At 63.9% G+C, this 26110-nt stretch carries 19 protein-coding genes; 14 read left to right on the forward strand and 5 right to left on the reverse strand.

Going from position 1 to position 26110, the window contains the following annotated elements:
- The first annotated feature begins 156 nt into the window (after positions 1 to 156).
- The 8 genes from nudB to P0D87_RS10635 all read left to right on the forward strand — a co-directional run bounded on the left by nudB (position 157) and on the right by P0D87_RS10635 (position 11113).
- Entirely contained in the window at positions 157 to 642 is a 486-nt protein-coding gene (gene nudB / locus P0D87_RS10600) for a dihydroneopterin triphosphate diphosphatase (RefSeq protein ID WP_053857506.1), read from the forward strand.
- On the forward strand, positions 639 to 1898 hold the full coding sequence (gene clsB / locus P0D87_RS10605) for a cardiolipin synthase ClsB (protein WP_029970479.1): 1260 nt from the start codon (positions 639 to 641) through the stop codon (positions 1896 to 1898). Before nudB ends, clsB begins: the two co-directional genes overlap by 4 nt.
- A gap of 252 nt (positions 1899 to 2150) precedes the next feature.
- On the forward strand, positions 2151 to 3716 hold the full coding sequence (locus P0D87_RS10610) for a tetratricopeptide repeat protein (protein WP_053857507.1): 1566 nt from the start codon (positions 2151 to 2153) through the stop codon (positions 3714 to 3716).
- 254 nt (positions 3717 to 3970) lie between these two features.
- Entirely contained in the window at positions 3971 to 4570 is a 600-nt protein-coding gene (locus tag P0D87_RS10615; protein WP_006047961.1) for a TetR/AcrR family transcriptional regulator, read from the forward strand.
- A 68-nt stretch (positions 4571 to 4638) separates the two neighbouring features.
- On the forward strand, positions 4639 to 6426 hold the full coding sequence (locus tag P0D87_RS10620; protein WP_006047960.1) for an acyl-CoA dehydrogenase C-terminal domain-containing protein: 1788 nt from the start codon (positions 4639 to 4641) through the stop codon (positions 6424 to 6426).
- 127 nt (positions 6427 to 6553) lie between these two features.
- Entirely contained in the window at positions 6554 to 8989 is a 2436-nt protein-coding gene (locus tag P0D87_RS10625) for a 3-hydroxyacyl-CoA dehydrogenase/enoyl-CoA hydratase family protein (protein ID WP_006047959.1), read from the forward strand.
- Between the two features lie 30 nt (positions 8990 to 9019).
- Positions 9020 to 10219, forward strand: a complete 1200-nt coding sequence (locus P0D87_RS10630) for an acetyl-CoA C-acyltransferase (protein WP_029970476.1) — start codon at positions 9020 to 9022, stop codon at positions 10217 to 10219.
- Between the two features lie 123 nt (positions 10220 to 10342).
- Positions 10343 to 11113, forward strand: a complete 771-nt coding sequence (locus P0D87_RS10635) for an enoyl-CoA hydratase (protein WP_006047957.1) — start codon at positions 10343 to 10345, stop codon at positions 11111 to 11113.
- 51 nt (positions 11114 to 11164) lie between these two features.
- Here P0D87_RS10635 and fdhD read toward each other — a convergent pair whose 3' ends face one another.
- A complete protein-coding gene (fdhD, locus tag P0D87_RS10640; protein ID WP_053857508.1) occupies positions 11165 to 11992 on the reverse strand; it encodes a formate dehydrogenase accessory sulfurtransferase FdhD in 828 nt (275 codons plus the stop codon).
- Positions 11993 to 12115: 123 nt separating this feature from the next.
- On the opposite strand from fdhD, the gene P0D87_RS10645 reads away from it, so the two are divergent.
- Both P0D87_RS10645 and P0D87_RS10650 read left to right on the forward strand, forming a co-directional pair.
- Entirely contained in the window at positions 12116 to 12592 is a 477-nt protein-coding gene (locus tag P0D87_RS10645) for a nitrate reductase associated protein (RefSeq protein WP_029970472.1), read from the forward strand.
- 172 nt (positions 12593 to 12764) lie between these two features.
- Entirely contained in the window at positions 12765 to 15875 is a 3111-nt protein-coding gene (locus P0D87_RS10650) for a sensor domain-containing protein (RefSeq protein ID WP_053858951.1), read from the forward strand.
- Positions 15876 to 15900: 25 nt separating this feature from the next.
- On the opposite strand, the gene P0D87_RS10655 is transcribed toward P0D87_RS10650, so the two are convergent.
- Positions 15901 to 16515: a glutathione S-transferase gene (locus P0D87_RS10655; protein WP_053857509.1), complete on the reverse strand. Its 615-nt coding sequence runs from the start codon at positions 16513 to 16515 to the stop codon at positions 15901 to 15903.
- Positions 16516 to 16683: 168 nt separating this feature from the next.
- Between P0D87_RS10655 and P0D87_RS10660 the strand changes: the two genes are divergently transcribed.
- Complete coding sequence (locus P0D87_RS10660) at positions 16684 to 17604, forward strand: LysR substrate-binding domain-containing protein (protein ID WP_006047952.1); 921 nt, start codon at positions 16684 to 16686, stop codon at positions 17602 to 17604.
- A 52-nt stretch (positions 17605 to 17656) separates the two neighbouring features.
- Here the strand turns inward: P0D87_RS10660 and P0D87_RS10665 are convergent, their stop codons facing one another.
- A complete protein-coding gene (locus P0D87_RS10665; protein WP_006047951.1) occupies positions 17657 to 18052 on the reverse strand; it encodes an acyl-CoA thioesterase in 396 nt (131 codons plus the stop codon).
- Between the two features lie 269 nt (positions 18053 to 18321).
- Here P0D87_RS10665 and P0D87_RS10670 point away from each other — a divergent pair, with 269 nt between their 5' ends.
- Positions 18322 to 20232, forward strand: coding sequence for an ABCB family ABC transporter ATP-binding protein/permease (locus P0D87_RS10670; protein WP_029970467.1), 1911 nt, complete (start codon positions 18322 to 18324; stop codon positions 20230 to 20232).
- Between the two features lie 30 nt (positions 20233 to 20262).
- On the opposite strand, the gene murU is transcribed toward P0D87_RS10670, so the two are convergent.
- The gene (murU, locus tag P0D87_RS10675; protein ID WP_149029163.1) at positions 20263 to 20970 is read right to left on the reverse strand and encodes an N-acetylmuramate alpha-1-phosphate uridylyltransferase MurU; all 708 of its coding nucleotides are present in this window, start codon (positions 20968 to 20970) and stop codon (positions 20263 to 20265) included.
- Positions 20971 to 20979: 9 nt separating this feature from the next.
- A complete protein-coding gene (locus tag P0D87_RS10680) occupies positions 20980 to 22092 on the reverse strand; it encodes an aminoglycoside phosphotransferase family protein (protein WP_053857510.1) in 1113 nt (370 codons plus the stop codon).
- Positions 22093 to 22312: 220 nt separating this feature from the next.
- Here P0D87_RS10680 and P0D87_RS10685 point away from each other — a divergent pair, with 220 nt between their 5' ends.
- Together P0D87_RS10685 and P0D87_RS10690 are read left to right on the forward strand one after the other, a co-directional pair.
- Positions 22313 to 24679: an LPS-assembly protein LptD gene (locus tag P0D87_RS10685; protein ID WP_029970463.1), complete on the forward strand. Its 2367-nt coding sequence runs from the start codon at positions 22313 to 22315 to the stop codon at positions 24677 to 24679.
- A 67-nt stretch (positions 24680 to 24746) separates the two neighbouring features.
- Positions 24747 to 26108, forward strand: coding sequence for a peptidylprolyl isomerase (locus P0D87_RS10690; RefSeq protein ID WP_082366936.1), 1362 nt, complete (start codon positions 24747 to 24749; stop codon positions 26106 to 26108).
- Positions 26109 to 26110: the final 2 nt, after the last annotated feature.

Here is a 26110-nt window from a genome sequence, read left to right on the forward strand (position 1 = left end):
GTCTGAAAACGACAGCAGAAGCAAAACGAAAAGGCGCGGGAGCAAACTCCGGCGCCTTTTTCGTTTTTTGCGTTACAGTCGATGCAACAGCTTTCGACTGTTCATTGGACCACTCGCCGACATGTATCGCGCAGCATTGCGCCCAGTCTTCACATCATGCCGAAACCGCCGAAGATCCCGCAGTCCGTACTCGTCGTCATTCATACGCCCTCGCTCGATGTGCTGTTGATCGAGCGCGCCGATATGCCGGGCTTCTGGCAGTCGGTCACGGGTTCGAAAGACCGGCTCGACGAGCCGCTCGCCGAAACGGCCATGCGCGAAGTGGCCGAGGAAACCGGCATCGTGATCGGCAGCGCTGCTGTGCCGCAAAGCGCGCTGTTCGACTGGCAATACTCGATCGAATACGAGATCTATCCGCAGTTCCTGCATCGCTATGCCGAAGGCGTGATCCACAACACCGAGCACTGGTTCAGCGTGGAAGTGCCCGAGCGCCTCGAAGTCACGCTCGCGCCGCGCGAGCACACTGCGTTTCTTTGGCTGCCGTATGAAGAGGCGGCGTCGCGCTGCTTTTCGTCGTCGAATGCGGATGCGATCCTGCAGTTGCCGAACAGGTTGCGCAAGCGTTCGGAGTCTCGCCGATGAGCGTCGGCGGCGCACGCCGTTTCGCCCGTCTGCGGCAATCGCTGCTCGGCCGCCGCTATTGGCAGCGCTACCGCTTCACGAGCGGCAACGACGTCAAGCTGCTGCGCTCCGGCGACGAGTTCTTCAGCGCGCTCGTGCAGCGCGTGGATGCCGCCGAGCGCGACGTGGTTCTCGAAACCTATATCTTTTGCTACGACGAGGCCGGGCAGATGGTCAACGCGGCGCTGCTGCGCGCTGCGGCGCGCGGCGTGCGTGTGCGCGTGATCACCGACGGCGTCGGCACCGCGCGCCTGCCGATGTTCGACGAGTGGACCGGCGCGGGCATCGAGCATCGCATCTACAACCCGCACATTTTCGGGCGCTTCGGTTTCTCGCGCACGCACCGCAAGCTCGCCGTGATCGACGACGCGTTTGCGTATTGTGGCGGCATCAACATCGTCGACGATTACGAAAACAACGGCGAGACGCTGCCGTACCGGCGCTGGGATTTCGCGGTCGAATTGCATGGGCCTGTGGTGAGCGACGTGCGCCAGGCGTTCGAAGTGCAATGGCGGCGGATTCGCGTCGGGCATCGGCCGGTGGAGTCGCTCGAGCCCGATCTCAGTCCGAAGACGTCCGCGTCGCTCGGCAGTCTGCGCCGGCGCCGCCGGCGCCGCAACGAAGAACTGTGGGCGGGCGGCGAACCGTGCGTGGCGTTCGTCGCGCGCGACAACCTGATCAATCGGCGCGCCATCGAAAAGGCGTATCTGACGGCGATCGGCCAGGCGCGCAACGAGGTGCTGCTCGCGAATCCGTACTTCATGCCTGGCCGCAAGCTGCGTCGCGCGCTCGTGTATGCGGCGCGGCGCGGCGTCGTGGTGAAGCTGATTATCGGCCGCAAGGAGTTCAAGGCGCTCGACTACGCGGTGCCTTTTCTCTATCGCGCGTTGCTGCGGGCGGGCGTGCAGATCGCGGAGTACGAGAAGACCATGCTGCACGGCAAGGTCGCGGTGGTCGACTCGAACTGGGCGACCGTGGGTTCGTCCAATCTCGACGCGCTCAGCCTCATGCTGAATAACGAGGCCAACGTCGTGCTGGTGAACGATCCGTCGATCGACGCGCTTCGCGAAGCGATCCTCGTCGCGTTCAAGGACTCGCGGCGCATCGACGAAGCGCACTACGACGCGCGTCCGGCCGGCGAACGGCTGCTTAACTGGCTCGCCTACACGACGTACCGGCTGGCGATGAAGGTGCTGACGGTGGGCGGCTACGATTAGCGGATAAGGCCGACGCTTCACAAGCACGCTCAACCATTTCCCGATGTCTTTCAGACGTTTCGCGCAGCCCCTTCGCGGACCCCGAAACCATAATCGCCGCTCACCAGCGGTCAAGCGCCCGACGCGAGAAGATGCGAGCCCATGCGTCGGCGTCAAAGACCTCTGCCATCAAGCAGCGTGCGCCGATGGCACCGCACCGCGCACCGTGAGCGGCGCGAAGCCACCGGCCAGTCATCGAGGTCCGTCCGTCCCATGTCAGCGCATTCCGAAGCCGCATCCGATAACAGCAACATATCAAGCCTGCATGACCAGGCACTGGCAGCGTACCGGGCCGGTCGCCACGACACCGTCCACGCGCTCGCCGCGCAAATCCTGACGCTGGACGGCGAGCACACCGGCGCCATGCATCTCGAGGGCCTGCTCGCGCTTGCCGCCGGCCAGCCTGAAGTGGCGCAACACTGGATCGAGCGGGCGATCGAGCTCGGCCCGGAAGCGAACCTCTACAACACGCTGTACGCGATTCAGCTCAGACTGGGCGATCACGACGGAGCCGTCGACAGTTTGCGCAAGGGCCTCGCACTGCAGCCGGAGTTCACTGCGCTTCACTACAACCTGGCGTTGACGCTGCAACATCTCGACCGTCCGGAAGACGCGGCAGTCAGTTACCGTCGGACGATCAAGATTGAACCTGGCCACTCCGCGGCGCACAACAACCTCGGCCGCATCTTCGCGGACCTGGGCGCTCTACAGGAAGCCGAGCATCACTACCGGCGCGCGCTCGAACTCGCGCCGGCCAATCTCGTCGCACGCAATAACCTGTCGATGCTGCTGCTCGCCACCGGCCGCTATCAGGAAGCGTGGCCCTATTTCGAAGACCGCTGGGTCAGCTTCCGTCACGCCGACGGAAGCCCCGCGCGAGTGCCCATTCAGGCGCCGTTGCCGCGCTGGTGGGGCGAAAGCCCCGCCGTAGTCGGCGCAGCGGAGCCGAAACGTATGCGCAGCGAACGTCTGCTCGTGCTCGACGAGCAAGGCTACGGCGACAGTCTGCAATTCGTGCGCTATCTGCCAATGGCGCTGGAGCGCTTCGCGCAGGTCGGCTATGTATGCCCGGCGCCGCTGCGTCGCCTGTACGAAGAATCGCTGTGTTCGCGCTGGCCGGGGCTCGTGCTGCTCGACGAGCCGGCGTCCGATTTTGCGAGCTGGGATCGCTATTGCCCGCTGATGTCGTTGCCGATGGCGTTCGGCACGCAAGTCGCGACCATCCCGGCGGACACGCCGTATCTCCACGCCGATACGACGCGTGCCGCCGCCTGGCGCGCGCGGCTCGACGCGTTGCCGGACGCGCATTTGCCGCGCATCGGCGTGGTATGGGCGGGCGGCCATTCGGGCATCGCCGTGGATCGCCGGCGCAGCGTCAGCGCAGCTCAGCTCGCGCCGCTCTTCGCGCTGGATCAAATCCGCTGGATCAGTCTGCAAAAGACCGACGATCCCGCCAAGCTGGCCGATCCGGCCAGCCAGGCGCGCCTAACGGACTGGACCGCCGATCTCACGGACTTCGCGGATACCGCCGCGCTGATCGCCAACCTCGATCTGGTGATTTCCGTCGATACCTCGGTCGCGCATCTCGCCGCGGCCCTGGGCAAGCCGGTATGGCTGTTGAACCGTTTCGCGGGTTGCTGGCGTTGGCTGCGCGGACGGGACGACAGCCCGTGGTATCCGGGCTTGCGTCTTTTCACGCAAACTCAGCGCGACGACTGGGACGACGTGCTCGCGCGGACATGCGAGGCACTCAAGCAGCGCTACGCAATCGGAGCTTAAACGTGTTCTAGATTCGCTTGCGCTGCTGCATCATGTCAGCCGGCTGCGCAGTTCGAGGAAGCGGATGGGTCAATGCAAAACTGCCTGACGACAAACCCCTCTAAAAAATCCGATTCCTCTGATTGCTACATGCCCCAAAATTGAAGCCAGGTTAGAAACCGGTTTCTAATAAAGTCCTTGTTTCGCGGACGGCGCCACTCAATAATAGTACGGCCGTTCGATTTTCTTTCGGTCACATTAGAACGGTAAAAGCTATGCGAAAAGGCGAACAAACGCGAGCCGCAATTCTCGATGCAGCACTTGATCTTGCAAGCCGCGACGGACTCGAAGGTCTGACGATTGGCCTCCTGGCCGAGCGCATGCAGATGAGCAAAAGCGGTGTGTTCGCGCATTTCGGGTCGCGCGAGGACTTGCAGGTGGAAGTCGTGCGCGAATATCACCGTCGTTTCGAAGACGAGGTGTTTTTCCCGAGCCTGCGCGAGCCTCGCGGATTGCCGCGTTTGCGCGCGATGATCTCGCGCTGGATCGAGAAACGCATTCAGGAAGTGACCACCGGGTGCATCTACATCAGCGGCGCCGTTGAATACGACGACCGCGCGGACAGCCAGGTGCGCGAACAACTGGTGTCGAGCGTGACGATGTGGCGCGCGGCGCTCACTCGCGCGATTTCGCAGGCAATGGAAGAAGGGCATCTGCGCGCGGACACCGATCCGCAATTGATGCTGTTCGAACTGTACAGCTTCACGCTGGGTCTGCATCACGACGCGCGTTTCCTGCATCTGCCGGATGCGGTGCGTCTGACGTGGGCCGCGTTGGAAAAACTGATTGTTTCGTATCAAAGCGAAAGCCGTTAGCAGAGAGCCGATCCGCGTCGCGCGTGCAGCTAACGGCCTGGCTTCATGTTTAAACTTTGGAGAGACTCATGGGACAGTACGCCGCGCCGCTGCGCGACATGCAATTCGTGTTGCACGAGCTGCTTAACGTCGAAGCCGAGATCAAGCAGATGCCGAAGCACGCGGATCTCGACGCCGGGACGATCAACGCCGTGCTCGAAGAGGCCGGCAAGTTCTGCTCCGAAGTGCTGTTTCCGCTGAATCACAGTGGCGACCAGGAAGGCTGCACGTACGTCGGCGACGGCGTCGTGACCACGCCGAAGGGTTTCAAGGAAGCCTATCAACAGTACGTTGAAGCCGGCTGGCCCGCGCTCGGTTGCGATCCCGAGTACGGCGGCCAGGGGCTGCCCGCGTTCGTCAACAACGCGCTCTACGAAATGCTGAATTCGGCGAACCAGGCATGGACGATGTACCCCGGCCTCTCGCACGGCGCATACGAATGCCTGCACGCGCACGGCACGCCGGAACTGCAAAAGGTGTATCTGCCGAAGCTGGTGTCGGGCGTATGGACCGGCACCATGTGTCTGACCGAGCCGCATTGCGGCACCGACCTCGGCATTCTGCGCACCAAGGCCGAGCCGAATAGCGACGGCTCGTATGCGATCAGCGGCACGAAGATTTTCATCTCCAGCGGCGAGCATGATCTTGCGGAGAACATCGTTCACCTCGTGCTCGCGCGTCTGCCGGACGCGCCCAAGGGCACCAAGGGCATTTCGCTTTTCATCGTGCCGAAGTTCGTGCCGAACGATGCGGGCGAGCCCGGCGAACGCAATGGCGTGAAGTGCGGTTCCATCGAACACAAGATGGGCATTCACGGCAACGCGACCTGCGTGATCAATCTCGACAACGCGAAGGGCTGGCTCGTCGGCGAGCCGAACAAAGGCTTGAACGCGATGTTCGTGATGATGAACGCTGCGCGTCTGGGCGTCGGCATGCAGAGTTTGGGCTTGACCGAAGTCGCGTACCAGAACTCGCTGACGTATGCGAAAGAACGTCTGCAGATGCGCTCGCTGACCGGCCCCAAGGCGCCGGACAAAGCCGCTGATCCGATCATCGTGCATCCCGACGTGCGCCGCATGCTGCTCACGCAAAAGGCCTATGCGGAAGGCGCGCGCGCATTCTCGTACTGGTCCGCTTTGCACATCGACAAGGAACTGTCGCACGCCGACGAATCCGTGCGCAAGGAAGCCGCCGATCTCGTCGCGCTGCTCACGCCGATCCTGAAAGCGTTCCTGTCGGACAACGCGTTCGAAGGCACGAATCACGCGATGCAGATTTACGGCGGCCACGGCTTTATCGCCGAGTGGGGCATGGAGCAGTACGTGCGCGACGCGCGCATCAACATGATCTACGAAGGCACGAACGCGATTCAGGCGCTCGACCTGCTCGGCCGCAAGATTCTCGGCGACATGGGCGCGAAGATGAAGAAGTTCGGCAAGCTCGTGACCGAGTTTGTCGAAGCCGAAGGCATCAAGCCGGAGATGCAGGAGTTCATCAACCCGCTCGCCGACATCGGCGAAAAGGTGCAGAAGCTGACGATGGAAATCGGCATGAAGGCCATGCAGAATCCGGACGAAGTGGGCGCTGCGGCCGTGCCGTATCTGCGCACCGTCGGGCACCTCGTGTTCTCGTACTTCTGGGCGCGCATGGCGCGCGTCGCGCTGGATAACGAAGCATCGGGCGATCCGTTCTACAAGGCCAAGCTCGCCACCGCGCGTTTTTACTTCGCGAAGCTGCTGCCCGAAACGGCGATGACGATTCGCCAGGCGCGCGCCGGTTCCAAGCCGCTGATGGACTACGAAGAAGCGCTGTTCTAAATCAACTCACGGAAAGTCGCCGCGCGGGTTCCAACGACGCGGCGACTTTGCCGGCCACATCCATCGCGAAGTAGTCGACAAACTCGCGACACATTCGCGACACCGCATAACTCCCCGGAGGAACAACGTGAGCAATCTGATCATTCGCAAGGTAGCCGTGCTCGGCGCCGGCGTGATGGGCGCGCAGATCGCCGCGCACCTGATCAACGCCAAGGTGCCGGTGCTGCTGTTCGACCTGCCCGCAAAGGAAGGTCCGAAGAACGCCATCGCGTTGAAGGCGATCGAGAATCTGAAGAAGCTGTCGCCCGCGCCGTTCGGCGTGAAGGACGACGCGCAGTACATCCAGCCCGCCAATTACGACGACGACATCGAGAAGCTCGCCGAATGCGACCTCGTGATCGAAGCGATCGCCGAGCGCATGGACTGGAAGCACGACCTGTACAAGAAGGTGTCGCCGCACATCGCGCCGAACGCGATCTTCGCGACCAACACGTCGGGCCTGTCGATCACCGAGTTGTCGCAAGGTTTCGCGGACGAACTCAAGGCGCGCTTTTGCGGCGTGCATTTCTTCAATCCGCCGCGCTACATGCATCTGGTCGAACTGATTCCGACCGCGACCACGCGCCCGGAAATTCTCGATCAACTCGAAACGTTTCTGACGAGCGTGGTCGGCAAGGGCGTCGTGCGCGCGAAAGACACGCCGAACTTCATCGCGAATCGCGTCGGCATTTTCTCGATTCTCGCCGTGATTACCGAGGCCGCAAAATTCGGCCTGCGTTTCGACGAAGTGGACGACCTGACCGGCTCGCGTCTCGGCCGTGCGAAGTCGGCCACGTTCCGTACTGCTGATGTCGTCGGTCTCGACACGATGGCGCACGTCATCAAGACGATGCAGGACAACCTGAAGGACGATCCGTTCTTCCCGGTCTACGAAACGCCGGCCGTGCTCGCCGAACTCGTGAAGAAGGGTGCGCTCGGTCAGAAGACGGGCGGCGGCTTCTACAAGAAAGAAGGCAAGGCGATCAAGGTGCTCGACCCGAAAACGGGCGAGTACGTGGATGGCGGCGCGAAGGCCGACGAACTGGTCGGCCGCATTCTGAAGCGTCCGCCGGCCGAGCGGCTGAAACTGCTGCGCGAATCGGAGCATCCGCAAGCCCAATTCCTGTGGTCCATTTTCCGCGACGTGTTCCACTACATCGGCGTGCATCTGGAATCCATCGCCGATAACGCGCGCGACGTCGACCTCGCCATCCGCTGGGGTTTCGGCTGGAACGAAGGTCCGTTCGAAGGCTGGCAGACGGCCGGCTGGAAGCAGGTCGCCGAATGGGTGCAGGAAGACATCGCGGCGGGCAAGGCGCTTTCGACTGTGCCATTGCCTTCGTGGGTGCTCGACGGTCCCGTCGCCGAAAAGGGCGGCGTGCATACGAACGAAGGTTCGTGGTCGCCGGCTTCGAAGACGTTCGTGCCGCGCTCGTCGCTTGGCGTGTATGAGCGGCAGGTGTTCCGCGCGCCGCTCGTCGGTGAAACGGCTGCGGACCCGAAGACCTACGGCAAGACATTGTTCGAAACCGACGCGGTGCGCGCATGGGTCGACGACCGCGCTGGCGAGAACGATGTTCTGATCGTGTCGTTCAAGAGCAAGATGAACACGATCGGACCGTCGGTGATCGACGGTTTGACGCAGGCGATCGAACTGGCCGAGAAGGACTACAAGGGCCTCGTGATCTGGCAGCCGACGTCGCTCAAACTCGGCGCGCCGGGCGGCCCGTTCTCGGCGGGCGCCAACCTCGAAGAAGCGATGCCCGCGTTCATGATGGGCGGCGCCAAAGGCATCGAGCCGTTCGTGAAGAAGTTCCAGCAAGGCATGCTGCGCGTGAAGTACGCGAGCGTGCCGGTTGTGGCCGCAGTGTCGGGCATTGCGCTCGGCGGCGGCTGCGAGTTGCTGCTCCATAGCGCGAAGCGCGTTGCGCACATCGAAAGCTATATCGGCCTCGTGGAAGTCGGCGTGGGTCTCGTGCCCGCAGGCGGCGGTCTGAAGGAAGCGGCGTTGCGCGCGGCCGAAGCCGCGACGCAAGTCGGCGCGACCAATGACCTGCTGAAGTTCGTGCAGAAGTCGTTCGAAAACGCGGCGATGGCGAAGGTGTCGGCGTCCGCGCTCGACGCCCGCGCGATGGGTTATCTGAAGCCGTCGGACACGATTGTGTTCAACGTGTTCGAGTTGCTCGACGTCGCGAAGAAGGAAGCGCGCGCGCTCGCCGGCGCGGGCTATCGTCCGCCGCTGCGCGTCACGCAGGTGCCGGTTGCCGGACGCTCGGCGATCTCGACCATCAAGGCATCGCTCGTGAACATGCGCGACGGCCGCTTCATCAGCGAGCACGATTTCCTGATCGCGAGCCGCATCGCCGAAGCCGTGTGCGGCGGCGACGTGGAAGGCGGCAGTCTCGTCGATGAAGAATGGCTGCTGCAACTCGAGCGCCGCGCGTTCGTCGATCTGCTCGGCACGCAGAAGACGCAGGAGCGGATCATGGGCATGCTGCAAACCGGCAAGCCGGTGCGGAACTAACAGCGACGCGCGCAAATTTCGGAGAAACAAATGAGCAAGCAATTGCAAGACGCATATATCGTCGCCGCGAGCCGCACGCCGATCGGCAAGGCGCCGCGCGGCGTGTTCAAGAACACGCGCCCCGACGAACTGCTGGTGCATGCAATCCGATCCGCCGTGGCGCAAGTGCCCGGCCTCGACACGAAGGTGATCGAAGACGCGATTGTCGGCTGCGCGATTCCCGAGGCGGAACAAGGCCTGAACGTGGCCCGCATGGGCGCGCTGCTCGCGGGCCTGCCGCAGTCGGTCGGCGGCGTGACGGTGAACCGCTTCTGCGCGTCGGGCCTGACCGCGTTGGCGATGGCCGCGGACCGCATCCGTGTCGGCGAATCGGACGCGCTGATCGCGGGCGGCTGCGAGTCGATGAGCATGGTGCCGATGATGGGCAACAAGCCGTCGCTGTCGCCGCATATCTTCGATCGCAATGAAGATGTTGGCATTGCGTACGGCATGGGCCTGACCGCCGAGAAAGTCGCCGAGCGCTGGAAGATCAGCCGCGAAGCGCAAGACGCGTTCTCGGTCGAATCGCATCGCCGCGCAATCGCCGCGCAGCAGTCCGGCGAATTCAACGACGAGATCGCCGCGTACACGGTCACTGAGCGCTTCCCCGATCTCGCCACGGGCGAAGTGCGCGTTAAAACGCGCGAAGTCTCGCTCGACGAAGGCCCACGCGCCGACACGTCGCTCGAAGGTCTCGCGAAACTGCGCACGGTGTTCGCGAACAAGGGCTCGGTGACGGCCGGCAACAGCTCGCAGACCTCGGACGGCGCGGGCGCACTGATCGTCGTGTCGGAGAAGATCCTCAAGCAGTTCAACCTGACGCCGCTCGCGCGCTTCGTCAGCTTCGCGGTGCGCGGCGTGCCGCCGGAAATCATGGGCATCGGGCCGAAGGAAGCGATTCCGGCAGCGCTGAAGGCCGCGGGTCTGACACAGGACGACCTCGACTGGATCGAGTTGAACGAAGCGTTCGCCGCGCAATCGCTCGCGGTGATTCAGGACCTGGGCCTCGATCCGTCGAAGATCAACCCGCTCGGCGGCGCGATCGCGCTTGGCCATCCGCTGGGCGCGACGGGTGCGATTCGTGCGTCGACGGTCGTGCACGGCTTGCGCCGCCGCAACTACAAGTACGGCATGGTGACGATGTGCGTTGGCACGGGGATGGGCGCGGCGGGCATCATCGAGCGGCTGTGATACGGCTCGCTTCGGTGCACGCGGCATGCCGTTAAGGCGCTCGCAACGGTTCGCAGGCCTCGCGCTTGCGAACCGTTTTTGCTTTTACTACAGCAGATTCTGTAGCACATGAAGGAGACGAACATGACGACGGACATTCTGGTCGAGCGCGCCAACGGTGTGCTGACGATTGCCTTCAACCGGCCGGACAAGAAGAACGCGATCACGGCCGCGATGTATCAGACGATGGCCGACACGTTGGTCGACGCGCAAGCCGATGCGTCCGTGCGCGCCATTCTGTTTCGCGGCAGCGCGGGCATTTTCAGCGCGGGCAACGATCTCGAAGACTTCATGAAGGCGCCGCCGATGGGCGAAAACGCGCCGGTGTTCCAGTTCCTGCGCGCGATCAGTTCGGCGGAAAAGCCGGTGGTGGCGTCGGTCGCAGGGCCGGCGGTGGGCATCGGCACGACGCTGCTGCTGCATTGCGATCTGGTTTATGCCGCGGATTCGGCGAGCTTCTCGTTGCCGTTCGCGCAACTCGGGCTGTGTCCCGAAGCGGCGTCGAGTTTGCTGCTGCAACGCGTCGCGGGCTATCAGGCCGCGGCGGAAAAGCTGCTGCTCGGCGAGGCGTTCGACGCCGCCGAAGCGCAGCGCATGGGCTTCGTGAATCGCGTGTTGCCGGCTGCGGAAGTCGACGCGTTCGCGGCATCGCAAGCCGCGAAGCTCGCCGCGTTGCCGGCGTCGTCATTGCGCGTGACCAAGAGCCTGATGAAGCGCGCGAGCCACCAGGAACTGCAAACGCAGATGTCGGAGGAAGCGCTGCACTTCGGCAAGATGCTGATCGCGCCCGAAGCGCGTGAGGCGTTCAAGGCGTTCTTCGAGAAGCGCAAGCCGGACTTCCGGCAATTCGACTGAACGAGCGGGGCGGCTGCAAAGCGCCCACTTGGCGATGCTCGCAGGAGCCGCTCAGGGCTGCGCCGTGTCGTAATCGACGTAGCTGGTTTCGCGGCAGAAGCTGACGAGCCGCACGCCGGCCTTGCGGGCAATCGCAATCGCCAGCGACGACGGCGCCGAAATCGTCGCGAGCATCGGCACGTCGACGCGCGCGGCTTTGCGCACGAGTTCATAGCTCGCGCGGCTCGACAGAAACACGAAGCCTTCTTTGGTATCCGCGCGATCGAGCACGAGCTGGCCGATCAGTTTGTCGAGCGCGTTGTGGCGGCCGACGTCTTCGAACGCGTAGCGGATCGCGCCCGCCGCGTCGCACCACGCAGCCGCGTGCAGGCCGCCTGTGAGGCGCGTCAACGCCTGATGCGCGGGCAATTCGCGGGCCGCGCGCGCGATCGCGTCGGGCGCGAGCCGTTGCAAAAAGCCGGTGTCGGGCACGCGTTCCGGCTTCAGATCGAGCAGATCGATGCTTTCGATGCCGCACACGCCGCAGCCGGTGCGGCCGGCCAACGCGCGGCGCTTTTCCTTCAGTGCGACGAACGCCTGCTGCACGACCTGCAATTGCACCTCGGCGTGCGGCAATTCGCCGTCGTCATGCAGTTCGACCTCGATGTCCTGAATGTCGCTGCCGCGCTCGACAATCCCTTCCGAAATCGCAAAGCCGACGGCGAATGCTTCGAGATCGCGTGGCGTGCACATCATCACCGCATGCGAGATGCCGTTGAAGACGAGCGCGACTGGCCACTCCTGACCGACGTGGTCGGTGACCGTTTCCACCGCCGCGCCGCGATGGCGGTGCACCTGACGCTCCACCGCGCCGGGCTGGCCTGTTTGCAGTTCGTTCACGCTGATTCACTCCGTTGATGCCGTGCGTGCGCCCGGCCATGCCGCGCCGCCGACGCACGAATAAGGTTCTAAAATACCTCAAGCTGGCCTTGTGCGTTGCCCGTCATCCAAGAGGAAACTGTCATGGGACTCAACGAAGCACCGCTGCTGTTCAACTTCGAGGTGGAGTCGTCGGAGAATTTCACCTACATCCCGATGTCGGTTCGCTTCAATCTCGATCGTTTCGGGCTGCGCATTTCGCTCGCGCAATGGCAAATGCTGCCGCTGGAGGACCGCAAGCTGCTCGCGCGTTTTCCCGTCGAAGACGATGCGGAGATCGAGCCCAACTTCGATCACGCACTGTTCGAGATGCTGCGCACGCACGCGAACGTCGAACCGGAGTGGTTCACGCCGGACGAAGCGCCCGCGTGGCGCGACACGGCGAGCGTGCCTGAAAGCGTCGAGCGTCAGGCGAAGCTGGCGGGCCTCGCGGGTCCGAGCGCCGCGCGGTGGGCGGAGCTGGAACCGTTCAAGCGCTACGTGCTGGCGAAGTTGTCGCGCAAGCAGGAGATCAACCACGACTTCATCCCGGCGATGAAGGAATTTGGTGCGGCCGGCTAGGTGCGGCCGGCTAGGCGCACCCCACCAACTTTTTTTCACCTCCCACCCTCAACCTGTTCCGAACGCTGCCGTTATCCAAAGGTTAGCGCGTAAAAGACTCGCATCGATGCCGCCGGACGCATCGCAAGCGGCCTCGCGCTCCCGCCCGAAGAACGATCGACGTTCGGAACCCATGACTCCTTTCATCTCGAAGCGGCTGCTGATCAACATAGCGGTCGTGGCCGTCGCGCTCGGCGCAAACGTGTTCGCCGCATGCTTGCAGATCGCCGGCCAGCGTGAGGCCGACGCGCGCATGCTGCATTCGACGCACGTTCGCCAGAGCCTCGACGCGTACCAGTCGGCGCTCGACGGCGGTCTCGCCGCGCTCGGCCGCCTCGAGGCCGCGGGCGATCCGCCGCCCGTCGACGCGGCCGCGACGATGAACGCGACGCTCGCGAGTCTCGAAAGCAAGTTGCAGGGCGAACTGGCCGACGAGCCCGCGATGCTCGCCACGCTCGCCCAGGTCGGCGCGGACCGGCGCGCGCTGCAACGCGACATCGGCGATGCACTGCTCACGCGCGACGCCGACGAGCCGGCCGCCTCGCGCGCATGGACGGCGGCGTCGTACATGCACGCCGGGCTCGGGTTGCAGCGTGTCGAAGCGGGCCTCGCCGCGCTGCGGGCAGCCGAGAGCCGCGCGTTGCAGGCGTCGCTCGCGGCGTCGTCGAAGGAGCGGCGGCACGCGGCGCTGTTTCTGATCGCGACCATGCTGGCGGGCGCGGCGCTCCTGATCTTCACCTTCGGCGCACGCGAAAGCAGCGCGCGCAAGAAGCTGCACAGCGTGCGCGCGCTCGGCCGCAACGACGAGCGCTTTCGCAGCCTGTTCGACGATCATCCGGTGCCGATGTATATCTTCGAGCGCGAGACGCTGCGCTTTCTCGCCGTCAATTCGGCCGCGATCAAGCAGTACGGCTATTCGGAGAGCGAGTTTCTCGACATGACGATTCGCGCGATCCGGCCCAATAGCGAGATCGGGCGGCTCGAGTCGCATTTGCAGCGCGCCGACAGCGCCGAACGCGGCCGCACGATGGCGGGCATCTGGCATCACCGGCGCAAGGACGGCTCGGTGATCAGCGCGGACATCTCCTATCACGCGCTGAACTTCATGGGCCGCGCCGCGTTCTTCGTTCTCGCCGACGACGTCACCGAGCAGATCAACGCCGAAGCCGAGGCGCAGCGCTCGAACCAGATGCTCGAAGCGGTGATCGACAACATCCCGCAGCGCATTTTCTGGAAGGACCTGGAGTCGCGCTATCTCGGCTGCAACATGGCGTTCGCGCGCGACGCGGGTCTGTCGTATCCCGAGCAGGTGGTCGGCAAGAGCGACGCCGACATGCCGTGGCGGGCGTTCGCCGAATTGCTGAACGCGCACGACAGGGAAGTGGTCGGCACGGGCGTGCCGAAGATGAACTTCGAAGTCGACGTGGTGATAGACGGCGTGCACCGCACGACCGTCACGAGCAAGCTGCCGTTCACCGACGGCGACGGCCGCGTGATCGGCGTGCTCGGTTCCTACACGGACATCACCGAGCGCAAGCGCGCCGATCTCGCGCTGCGTCTGCAAAGCCGCGCGCTCGATGCGAGCGTCAACGCGATTCTGATCACGGCGCCTTCGCCGGCGGGCAATCTCATCGAATACGTGAATCCGGCCTTCATGCGCATCACGGGCTACGATCCCGCCGAGGTGATCGGCCATGATTGCCGCGTGCTGCAACGCGACGATCGCGAGCAGGAAGGCGTCGCGCTGATCCGCGAGGCGCTCGCCGCGAATCGCGAAGTGAGCGCGGTGGTGCGCAACTATCGCAAGGACGGCGCGCTGTTCTGGAATCAGCTCTTCATCGCGCCGGTGCCGGATGCCGAAGGCATCATCACGCATCACATCGGCGTGATCAACGATGTCACCGACTTGATGCGCTATCAGGAACAGCTCGAATATCAGGCCAACTATGACAGCCTCACGCGCCTGCCGAATCGCAACCTGCTGCGCGACCGCTTGCAGCATGCGTTGATCGTCGCGCAGCGGCAGCACAAGGGCGTGGCTGTCGTGTTCATGGATCTCGACGGCTTCAAGAACGTCAACGACAGCCTGGGTCACAGCGTCGGCGACCGGCTGCTCGGTGTCGTCGCGGAGCGGCTCGCGCGCTGCACGCGCACGAGCGATACGGTCGCGCGTCACGGCGGCGACGAGTTCGTGGTCGTGATGACCGATACCGTCGACGAACAATCGCTGATTGCGTGGATGGAGCGCGTGCGCGCGTCGATCTCGGAACCGGTGTGGCTCGACGGAACGGAACTATACGTGGGCTGCAGCCTGGGCGCGAGCCTGTTCCCGCAAGACGGCGACGACGCGGAAACGCTGATGAAAAAGGCCGATCTCGCGATGTATCGCGCGAAGGACATGGGCCGCAACACGTTCCAGTTCTATCAGCCCGAGATGAACGCGAGCGCGGGCGCGCGCCTTAACCTCGAGCGGCGCCTGCGGCGCGCGCTGCGCGACAACCAGTTCTTGCTGCACTACCAGCCGCAAGTCGATATTCACACTGGGCGGATTGTCGGCACCGAGGCGCTGGTGCGCTGGCGCGATCCCGAAGTCGGGCTCGTGCCGCCGTCGTCGTTCATTCCCGTTGCCGAAGAAAGCGGGTTGATCGGCCCGTTGTCGGAATGGGTGCTGCGCGAAGCGTGCCGTCAGAACAAGGCGTGGCAGGATCTCGGTTTGCCGCCGGCGCGCGTTTCCGTGAACCTGTCGGCGCGCGTGTTCCAGCAGCGCGATATTGCCAAGCTCGTGATGCAGGTGCTCGACGAAACCGGGCTCGAGCCGCGATACCTGGAACTGGAGCTGACCGAAAGCGCGATCATGCGCAATGCCGAAGAAGCCGTGTCGATGCTCAACGAACTGAGCGCGCTGGGCATCGGCCTCGCAATCGACGACTTCGGCACCGGCTATTCGAGCCTCAGCTATCTGAAGCGCTTTCCGGTGGACCGGCTGAAGATCGACCGCTCGTTCGTGTCCGACATCGGCATCTCGGGCGACGACGAGACCATCACGTCGGCGATCATCGCACTCGCGCATTCGTTGAAGCTGCAAGTGATCGCCGAAGGCGTCGAGACCTCGGCGCAACTCGACTTTCTGAAGGAGCGCGCGTGCGACGAGATGCAAGGCTTCTACTTCGCGAAGCCTTTGTCGACCGATGCGATCTCCGCGCTGATGAAAGGCGGCACCGCGCACGAACCGGCGATGGCCTGAAGCCTGGCTAACGCCTGCGCCGCGCTCACACCGCCGGCGTGCTCACGAAAACCGGCAACTGTTCCGCTGCCGCCGAAAACGCCTGTAAATGCGGATGCGCGCTCGCGCTGACGATCTGCGGCAGCATCATCTGCGTGAAATTCCACGCGACCGCGACCGTGACTTCCGCCGCGCCGAAGCGCTCGGCCTCGGTCGGCAAGGGCGCCGCCGCAGCTTCCTGTTCGAGCTCGGCGTAGGCGGCGAGCACTTGCGCACGCACACGGTCCATCCACGGTTCATGCTGCTTGTCGGCCGGCCGCAGGTTGCGTTCGTAGACGATCTGCACGCTCTTGTCGCATGCGGCGAGCGAGAGGCCGGTCAGGCGCGCGGCGCGCAGGCAGTCGTCTGGATGCGACGGAAATAGCCGCTGCTTCGGACCGGCCAGCGACGCGAGATATTGCAGGATCACCGTCGAGTCCATCACCGCCTTGCCGTTGTCGGCGACGAGCGTCGGCGCCTTGACGACCGGGTTGATGGCCGCGAACTGGTCGTAGGTGCTGAACACCGAGATGGGCGCGTGCTCGAACTGGAGCCCGAGCAGCTTCATGCAGATAGCGACCCGGCGCACGTAAGGCGAGTCGAGCATTCCGATCAGTTTCATGTCTGTCCCGTTAGACGTTCTATCATCATGCGCCGTGGGGTCGCGGCGCTCGTTGCGTGTCGCCGCGTCCCGCCGTGTCGATGCGGCGCGCTTCACCGCAATAGATTAAGCATCCCGGCGCGGCAGAAAAAGCGAAATTATTCGACGGTTTACGTCAGAATCTCTTACATGAAACGCATTCCGCCCTTGACCGCTCTGCGCTGCTTCGAGGCCGTCGCGCGCCTCGGCGGCGTCACGCAGGCGGCCCGCGAGTTGCACGTCACGCATTCGGCGGTGAGCCAGCAGATCAAGGTACTCGAAGAGGCGATGGGCGTCGCGCTTTTCGTGCGCGAAGCGCGCGGTCTGCGTCCAACCGACGAAGGCCGTCTCTACGCGCTCGAAATCCGCGCGGCGCTGCGCGACATCACGCAGGCCACGCGCCGCGTGCTCGCGCGTCCGCACGACAGCGAACTGGTGATCGCAACATTGCCGTCGTTCGCGCAACATTGGCTCGTGCCGCGTCTGCCCGACTTTCGCGACGCGCATCCGTATTACCGCGTTCGTCTCGTCACGAGTTTGCAACTCGAAGATTTGCGCCACGGTGCGAGCGATGTCGGCATTCGCATGGGCCAGGGCCATTGGCCCGACGTCGCGCATCAAAAGCTATTCGACGATGAAATGATCGTGGTCGCCGCGCCGCATTTTGCGCTCGCGCCAGGTGGCCGCTTGCCGGTCACGGCCGAAGAGGTGATCGCGTGTCCGCTGATTTCGAGTCCCGACGCGCCGTGGGCCGACTGGTGCGAAGCCGCGAAGGTCGCGCAACCGGATGCCGCGCGCGTGGTGTTGTCCGCGAACGATTCGAACGTGGTGATCGGCGCGGTATTGCTCGGCCAGGGCGTTGCGCTCGAGCGGCGCAGCCTGGTCGCGCACGCGCTTGCGCGCGGCGAGCTGGTGCAGATCACGCGGGTTCGCGTGCCTTATCGCTATCCGTACTGGCTTGTGTGGCAGCAGCGCGAAACGCTCACTGCGCAGCAGGCGCATTTCGCGCAGTGGATCGAAGGACAGGTCGACGCGTATCTGCGCGCGAATGCGGCGCTTGGGGATCAATAGCGCCGCGCTGCGGTCGGGTGGGTTCGGCGCGTTGGGGCGGGTCCGGCGCGTTTCAGTCGAGCGCGGGCAGTGCGCGCGGACGGCGGTCGCTGTCGGTGGCGACGTAGGTCAGCGTGGCCTCCGTCACTTTGACGATGTCTTCCGCGAGGCTCATACGTTGCGCGTAGACCTCGACGGAAACGGTGATGGACGTATTGCCCGTCTTCACGATGTCCGCATAAAAGCTCAGCAGATCGCCGACGAACACCGGCTGCTTGAAGAGGAACGAATTGACCGCGATGGTCGCGACTCGCCCGTTCGCGCGGCGGCTTGCCGGGATCGAGCCGGCAATGTCCACCTGCGCCATGATCCAGCCGCCGAACACGTCGCCGTGGATATTGGCGTCCGCCGGCTGCGGCATGACGCGCAGCGCGCAAGGCTTTTGCGGGAGTTGGAGAATATCGGTCATCAGTTACCCTGGAAACGCGTGTTGGTTTGATTCGCCTGGCCGGCGCGGCTCGCGACGCAAGCCGCGCCCAACGTCCAGCCATAACGAGCCGTCTCGCCGATGAAAAGCGGCGCCAGCCGGCTTCTGCGACAATAGAACGATCAGGAATTGTACGGGAAAGCGCCCAGTCGGGTCGCGACGAGGCCCCGTGCGCCGGCAGTTGGCGGCGCGCGCGTGGCGGTCGCGGCCGCTGCGAACTCCGGCATTTCCATATCTCCCCAGCCCAATCCATGCGCCGCTCGCTTCCGTCCGAACCCTCGCCGATTTCCACCCAGCCGCGCAACGACTGGCAGACGATCCTGTCTCTGCTGCCGTATCTCGCCACGTACAAATGGCGTGTCGCGTTCGCGCTGAGCTGCCTGATCGGCGCGAAGATCGCCAACCTCGGCGTGCCGATCGTGATGAAGCGGATCGTCGACAGTCTCGCGTCCGTGCAGCATCTCACGGCGCTTGGCCGCGCGCACGATTCGCCGGGCATCGTGCTGCTCGGCGGCGTCGGCTTGCTGGTGGTCGCCTATGCGGTGGTGCGGCTCTCCACGTCGCTCTTCACCGAGTTGCGCGAAATCCTCTTTTCGAAAGTCACCGAAAGCGCCGTGCGGCAACTCGCGCTCAAGGTGTTCCGGCATCTGCATGGCCTGTCGTTGCGCTTTCATCTCGAGCGGCAAACGGGCGGCATGTCGCGCGACATCGAACGCGGCACGCGCGGCATCACGCAACTCATTTCGTATTCGCTGTACAGCATTCTGCCGACGCTCGTCGAAGTCGGCCTCGTGCTTGGCTTTTTCGTCGTCAAGTACGAGGCGTATTACGCCGCGGTCACGTTCGTGGCGCTGGCCGTGTACATCGTCTTCACGGTGAAGGTGACCGAGTGGCGCACGCATTTTCGCCGCACGATGAACGAGCTCGATTCGAAGGCGAACTCGCGCGCCATCGACTCGCTGCTCAACTATGAAACCGTCAAGTACTTCGGCAACGAAGAGTGGGAAGCGAGCCGTTACGACGAGAACCTGAAGCGCTATCGCACCGCGGCGATCAAGTCGCAGCGCTCGCTGTCGGCGCTGAACTTCGGGCAGCAGGCGATCATCGGCACGGGGCTCGTGTTCATTCTGTGGCGCGCGACCGAAGGCGTGATGGCCGGGCGCCTCACGCTCGGCGATCTCGTGCTGATCAACACGTTCATGCTGCAGCTTTATATTCCGCTGAATTTCTTGGGCGTCGTGTATCGCGAGCTGAAGCAAAGTCTCACCGACATGGACCGCATGTTCACGCTGCTCGGCGCCGCGCAGGAAGTGCCCGATGTGCCGGGCGCGCCCGCGCTGCGAGTGAGCGGCGGGCAAGTGCGTTTCGAGCACGTCAACTTTTCATACGAGCCGGCGCGGCAGATTCTGCACGACGTGAGCTTTACGATTGCGGCTGGCACCACGACGGCCGTGGTCGGGCATAGCGGCTCGGGCAAGTCGACGCTCGCGCGGCTGATGTTCCGCTTCTACGATCTGGACCGCGCGACGGGCGGCGCGATCACCATCGACGGTCAGGATATTCGCGACGTCGCGCAGGCGTCGTTGCGCGCGTCGATCGGCACGGTGCCGCAGGACACGGTGCTGTTCAACGATTCGATCTACTACAACATCGCTTATGGACGGCCTTCGGCGACGCGCGACGAAGTGATCGCGGCGGCGCGCGCGGCGCATATCCACGAGTTCATCGAAGGACTGCCGAAAGGCTATGACACGCCGGTCGGCGAGCGCGGCCTGAAGCTCTCGGGCGGCGAGAAGCAGCGCGTCGCGATTGCGCGGACCATCCTGAAGAATCCGCCGATTCTACTGTTCGACGAGGCCACGTCCGCACTCGATTCACGTTCGGAACGCGCGATCCAGCACGAGCTCGATCAGATCGCGCGCGAACGCACGACGCTGATCATCGCGCACCGGCTGTCGACGGTGGTGCACGCTCAGCAGATCATCGTGATGGACAAGGGGCGCATCGTCGAGCGCGGCACGCATGCCGAACTGTTGCGCGCAAACGGCCTGTTCGCGCAGATGTGGGCGTTGCAGCAGCAACGCGCGGCCGAGACGTCGGAAGTGGTGGAGAGTGCCGGCGCTGCGGCGATGCCTGACAGCGCGGAACTGCCGGCGCGTTGAACGCAAACTCAGCGCGACCGCACCGCGATCTCAGCGCAACCGCAACCTCTCATCGAGTTGCTGAAGCTGCGCCGGCGTGCCGACGTTTTCCCACAAGCCTTCGTATAACTCGCCGGTCGCAAGACCGCGTGCGATCGTTTCGCGGTAATACGGCGTGAGCGCGCGTCGCGTGCCACGCGGAAGATCGCGGAACATGCGCGTGTCATAGAGTCCGATATTGCCGAACGTGAAGCGCGGCGCGCCGTCGAGCGACAACACATCGTCCTTGAGCGCAAAGTCTCCGTTCGGATGAAACGGGGGATTCGGCACCATGACGAGATGCATGCCCGGCTCGGGCAAAGCCTTCAATGCGTCGGCGCGCGCGCTCAACCTGCTGTAATCGAAGTCCGCGTACACGTCGCCGCTCACCGCGACGAACACTTCGCTTGCCCCGTTATCTTCGATCAGCGTAAGCGCCTGCACGATGCCGCCCGCGGTCTCGAGTGCTTCACGCTCGGGCGAATAGCGCAGTTCGACGTGCCAGCGTGAACCGTCGCCGAGCGCGGCTTCGATCTGCTCGCCGAGCCACGCGTGATTGATCACGATGGTTTCAAAGCCCGCCCGCGCGAGCCGTTCGATCTGCCAGACAATCAGCGGCTTGCCGCCCGCTTCGAGTAGAGGCTTCGGACACGCGTCGGTCAACGGACGCATGCGCTCGCCGCGGCCCGCGGCGAAAATCATCGCTTTCTTCAGAGGCATTGTGATTGTTCAGAACGTGTAGCCGATTTCATTCGCGCGGCCTTCCAGATCGTCGAGCAGCTTGCCGAACTGACGCAGCGGTGCATAACGTTCGGCCACCTTGCGCGCGTAGCCGATGAAGCGCGGCAAGTCGTTCATGTAATGCGCCTTGCCGTCGCGGTAATTGATGCGGCAGAAGAGACCCAGCACCTTGATATGCCGTTGCAGACCCATCCATTCGATCTGCCGATAGAACTCGCCGAAATCGGGATCGACGGGCAGGCCGGCTTTCTTCGCGCGTTCCCAGTAGTAGACGAAGCAATCGAGCTCGAACTCCTCGTCCCAACTGAGGAAGGCGTCGCGCAGCAACGACGCGACGTCGTAAGTGATTGGGCCGTATACCGCGTCCTGGAAGTCGAGCACGCCGGGGTTGGCCGCGCGGCTTGCTTCGCCGGCCGCACCTGGCGCTGCGCACACCATCAGATTGCGCGGCATGAAATCGCGCAGCATGAACACTTGCGGCTGCGCCCGCGCGCTCGCGATCAGCAGCGCGAACGTGCGGTCGAGCAGGCCGCGCGTATTGTCGTCGACCTCGCGCCCCAGGTGCCTGCCGATGAACCACTCCGGCATCAGCTCCATCTCGCGGCGCAGGAACGCTTCGTCGAACGGCGGCAGCACGTCTTCGCGCGATGTCAGTTGCCAGCGGATCAGCGCGTCGAGCGCGTCGCGCATCAGCGTGCGTGCGCGGCGCGGCTCGCTATCGTTTTGCGCGGCCGTGAGCGCGCCGAGGTACGACGCGGTGCCGAGATCGGTGACGAGCATCAAGCCCGCGTCGAAATCCACTTCGAGGATGCGCGGCACATGCACGTTGGCCGCTTCGAGCAACTGCGCGACCTGCACGAACTCGCGGCATTTTTCGGGCGGCGGCGCGTCGACCGCGATCAGCGTGCCGGCGTTTTCGCCTTCCGCCGCCTTACCGGCGAGCCGGAAATAGCGGCGAAAGCTCGCGTCGGACGAAGCGGGCGCGAGCGTGCTGATGTCGAGTGCATAACGGGCCGCGTGGCCTTGCAGCCAGACCTTGAGCAGTTCGAGGCGGCTGTCGGCGGGATGGTGTGTGAAGTCTTGGGAAGGGGGCAGCGTCATGAAAACCGGCGGCAAATTCAGAGGGACAACGTCTTGCCATATAATACCCCACGACTTTTTTGACGCGACTCACGCCAGCTTTCGCGTATTCCGCTTTACCGCCCGCCTCACCGTTCGGAGATTGTAAATATTGTGTGCAGCCGACTGTCACGGTCGTGGTGTGCAGGCGGTGGATCGTGACTGCAAAAGCTGACGGACGGGCCGATTCGCCAAACGATACATGCCGCCTAGACAGCTTTCCCAAACGAATCCCTCTTGTGCCGCGATGCCGCGCAAAAGGCGGCTCGTCGCGGCGTTGATCGCCGTACCGGGCCTCGTGCCCGCGCTTGCTCACGCCCAATTGGTCGGTGAGGCGGCGCAGCCGCAGCCAATCGATCCACCGTGGGGCATGCAGCTCGCTCCGCAACTCGAAGACCATGTGCTGCAGCCGGGACAGAAGCCGGCCACGTTCGTGCTCGGCGATTCGACCAACGGCACGACGGACCAGGACATGGCCGTCAAGGGCGCGGCCGAAGTGCGCCGCGGTACGGTCGTCATCAAGTCCGACGCGCTGCATTACGATCAGGACTCGGACATGGCCGATGCATACGGCCAGGTTCACATCAGCAACAACGGTACGACCTTCGCGGGGCCCGAGGCGCACATGCGGGTGGATTCGAGCGAAGGCTTCATGACCGCGCCCAAGTATCACTTCAACGTGACGGGCGGTTCGGGCAGCGCGGAGCGCGTCGATCTGCTCGACAACGAGCGCTCGGTGTTCACGAAGGGCACCTACACGGCGTGCGCGTGCGCGGATAATCCGGCGTGGTACATCAAGGGCAGCGAGTTCGATTTCGATACCGGCGCCGACGAAGGCGTGGCCTACAACAGCGTGCTGTTTTTCCAGGGCGTGCCGGTGTTCGCGTCGCCGTGGCTGTCGTTTCCGCTGTCGGGCGAGCGGCGCAGCGGTATCTTGCCGCCCACCTTCTCGCTCAGTTCGACGAACGGTTTCGAACTGTCGGTGCCGTATTACTTCAACATCGCGCCGAATCGCGATCTGACGGTCACGCCGCGGATCATTTCGAAGCGCGGCGTGCAGTTGCAGAGCACCTTCCGCTATCTGTCGCCCACGTATTCGGGCTCGATTACCGGCGAGTACCTGCCGAACGACCGGCTGACGAAGACCAACCGCTACGCGCTGTATATCCAGCACAACCAGAACTTCGGCAACGGGTTCGGCGGCTACATCTACTACAACAAGGTTTCGGACAATACGTATCCGGAAGACCTGTCGTCGTCGTCGAATCAGTTCATGAACGGCACCCAGCTCCTGTATCAGCAGGAAGCCGGGTTGACCTACAACAACGGCCCGTGGTCCGTGCTCGCGCGCGAACAGCACTGGCAGACGCTCACGCCGTCGGTCGCGCCGTATGGCCGCGAGCCGCAGTTGAACGTGAGGTACGCGAAGTACAACGTGGGCGGCTTCGACTTCGGCGCCGAAGCGGACTACACGAATTTCCGCATCACGACCGCGGACATGACCCAGGGTCAACGGGTGATGTTCAACCCGTATATTTCGTACTCCGTGGTGGGGCCGGGTTATTTCGTCACGCCGAAGGTGCAGTGGCACTTCGCGTCGTACAACCTGAACAACATCAGCAACGATGTGCCCGCCGGCACGCCGAAGAATTTCACCGAATCGATCCCCACGCTGACGTTCGACACCGGTCTGATTTTCGACCGCTCGGTCCGGCTCTTCGGCGAGGATTACATCCAGACGCTGGAACCGCGCCTGTACTACGTGTACACGCCGTATCGCAACCAGCAGTCAGCGCCGCTCTTCGATACCGCGGAATCCGACTTCGGGCTCGCCGAAATCTTCACGCCGAACACGTTCGTCGGCAACGACCGTATCGCGGATGCAAACCGCCTGACCGCGGCCCTCACCACGCGCTTCATCAACCCCGCAACGGGCGACGAACGCGCGCGCTTCGTGATCGCGCAGCAGTACTATTTCCGCGATCAGCGCGTCACGCTGACGCCGACGCAGACGAGCACGCAGGCCACGCATTCCGACCTGATCGTGGGCGCGTCGCTCAAGCTCGGGGCCGGTTTCGCGTCGGAAACTGCGTTCCAATATAATGCCGACAACAACCAGCTGGTCAAGACGAGCGTCGGCTTCGGATTCAGTCCGGCAACCGGCAAGGTGCTCAACGTCGCGTATCGGTACACGCGCGCGAACACCACGCTCGACAACGAGCCTATCAACCAGGTGCTGGTGTCGGGGCAATGGCCGCTGGCGCATCGGGTGTTCGGTGTCGGGCGCTTCAATTACGATCTGGGCGGACATCGCATCGTCGACGGACTCGTTGGTCTGCAGTACGACGCAGATTGCTGGACGCTCGGCGCGGGTCTTCAGCGCTACGCAAACGGGCTGAATACGTCGGGGCAGCACCAGTCGAGCACGCGCTTTCTCGCGCAGTTGACGTTCAAGGGCTTGTCGAGCGTCGACAACGGGCTGATTGCCGCGTTCCGCAGCAGCGTGGCGGGCTATACGCCGCTGCCGCCACCGCCGCCGCCGGAGTCGCGGTTCATCAATTACGAATGACGCTCGCCCGGTCGTTCATCGAATGCGAAAAGACGGGCCAGGCGTGCCCGACATCATTGGAGTATCTGTGGCAATCATGAAAAAGCTTCGCTTGGCAACGCTCGCGGCAGGTCTCGCCGCCGCGGCGTCTTTCCTGTCGGTGGCGCCGGTGCACGCGCAGGCGCTCGCCGGCAACCGCGGCCAGACGGTCGACACGATCGCCGCAGTGGTCAACAACGGTGTCATCACGCGGCGTGAACTCGAAGAACGCGTGAGCCTCATCACGCGCCGCCTGAACCAGCAAAACGCGCCGATTCCGCCGGCCGACCAGTTGCGTCAGCAGGTGCTCAACCAGATGGTGCTGGAACGCATCCAGTTGCAGAAGGCGAAGGAAGACGGCATCAATATCGACGACGCAGCCGTGCAGAAAACGCTGGAGCGGCTCGCGCAGGCGAACAACCTGTCGCTCGACGTCTACCGCGCGCGTATCGAGGCGCAAGGCGTGCCCTGGACCACGTTCACGAGCGACGCGCGTACCGAACTGACGCTCTCGCGTCTGCGTGAGAAGGAAGTGGACAGCAAGGTCACGGTATCGGACGCGGAAGTCGCGAACTACATCGCAAGTCAGCGCGGCCCGAACGCGGGCGCGACGAGCGACCTGCACCTGGAGCACATTCTGCTAAAGGCGCCGCTGAACGCGCCGCAACCCGACATCGAGGCGGCTCAGAAGAAGGCCGAGGCATTGCTCGCCGAGGCGAAGGGCGGTGCCAACTTCGAAAAGCTCGCGAAGTCGAATTCGCAGGCGCCGGATGCGTCGAAGGGCGGCGACATGGGCTACGCGGCGCCGTCGAAGCTGCCGCCGGAGTTCGTCAAGGCGGCGTCGGCACTGCGTCCGGGCCAGGTCAATCCGGAAGTGATCCGCACCAGCGACGGCTTCGAGGTCGTGCGTCTCGTCGATCGCCGTGCCGGTCAGGGCACGAGTTCCGATGCGCCGAAGCTCGTGCAAACGCATGTGCGCCACATTCTGCTGCGCGTCGGCGACGGCATGTCGGAGCCGCAAGCGCGTCAGAAGCTGCTCGAAATCAGGAAGGAAATCGCCGCGGGCGGCGACTTCTCGAAGTTCGCCAGCACCTATTCGCAAGACGGTTCGTCGTCGCAAGGCGGCGACCTGGGCTGGATCAGCCCCGGCGAGACGGTGCCCGAATTCGAGCGCGCGATGAACTCGCTGCAGGACGGCCAGATCAGCGACCCGGTGCGCAGCGAATACGGCTATCACCTGATTCAGGTGCTGGAGCGCCGCGAAGCGCAAGGCTCGATTGCACAGCAAATGGATCTTGCGCGCCAGGCGATCGGTCAGCGCAAGGCCGAACAGGCTTACGCCGACTGGCTGCGCGAACTGCGCGATACTGCGTACGTCGAAGTCAAGCCTGATCTGTCGAGCATTCGGTAATC

This window comes from Paraburkholderia sp. RL17-368-BIF-A, assembly GCF_046054045.1.
Classification (GTDB): Bacteria; Pseudomonadota; Gammaproteobacteria; order Burkholderiales; family Burkholderiaceae; genus Paraburkholderia; species Paraburkholderia graminis.

Coding starts and splice junctions, on each gene's coding strand:
- nudB (WP_053857506.1), top strand. CDS start 157: ATGCCGAAACCGCCGAAGATCCCGCAGTCCGTACTCGTCGTCATTCAT.
- clsB (WP_029970479.1), top strand. CDS start 639: ATGAGCGTCGGCGGCGCACGCCGTTTCGCCCGTCTGCGGCAATCGCTG.
- P0D87_RS10610 (WP_053857507.1), top strand. CDS start 2,151: ATGTCAGCGCATTCCGAAGCCGCATCCGATAACAGCAACATATCAAGC.
- P0D87_RS10615 (WP_006047961.1), top strand. CDS start 3,971: ATGCGAAAAGGCGAACAAACGCGAGCCGCAATTCTCGATGCAGCACTT.
- P0D87_RS10620 (WP_006047960.1), top strand. CDS start 4,639: ATGGGACAGTACGCCGCGCCGCTGCGCGACATGCAATTCGTGTTGCAC.
- P0D87_RS10630 (WP_029970476.1), top strand. CDS start 9,020: ATGAGCAAGCAATTGCAAGACGCATATATCGTCGCCGCGAGCCGCACG.
- P0D87_RS10635 (WP_006047957.1), top strand. CDS start 10,343: ATGACGACGGACATTCTGGTCGAGCGCGCCAACGGTGTGCTGACGATT.
- P0D87_RS10645 (WP_029970472.1), top strand. CDS start 12,116: ATGGGACTCAACGAAGCACCGCTGCTGTTCAACTTCGAGGTGGAGTCG.
- P0D87_RS10650 (WP_053858951.1), top strand. CDS start 12,765: ATGACTCCTTTCATCTCGAAGCGGCTGCTGATCAACATAGCGGTCGTG.
- P0D87_RS10655 (WP_053857509.1), bottom strand. CDS start 16,515: ATGAAACTGATCGGAATGCTCGACTCGCCTTACGTGCGCCGGGTCGCT.
- P0D87_RS10660 (WP_006047952.1), top strand. CDS start 16,684: ATGAAACGCATTCCGCCCTTGACCGCTCTGCGCTGCTTCGAGGCCGTC.
- P0D87_RS10665 (WP_006047951.1), bottom strand. CDS start 18,052: ATGACCGATATTCTCCAACTCCCGCAAAAGCCTTGCGCGCTGCGCGTC.
- P0D87_RS10670 (WP_029970467.1), top strand. CDS start 18,322: ATGCGCCGCTCGCTTCCGTCCGAACCCTCGCCGATTTCCACCCAGCCG.
- murU (WP_149029163.1), bottom strand. CDS start 20,970: ATGCCTCTGAAGAAAGCGATGATTTTCGCCGCGGGCCGCGGCGAGCGC.
- P0D87_RS10680 (WP_053857510.1), bottom strand. CDS start 22,092: ATGACGCTGCCCCCTTCCCAAGACTTCACACACCATCCCGCCGACAGC.
- P0D87_RS10685 (WP_029970463.1), top strand. CDS start 22,313: ATGCCGCCTAGACAGCTTTCCCAAACGAATCCCTCTTGTGCCGCGATG.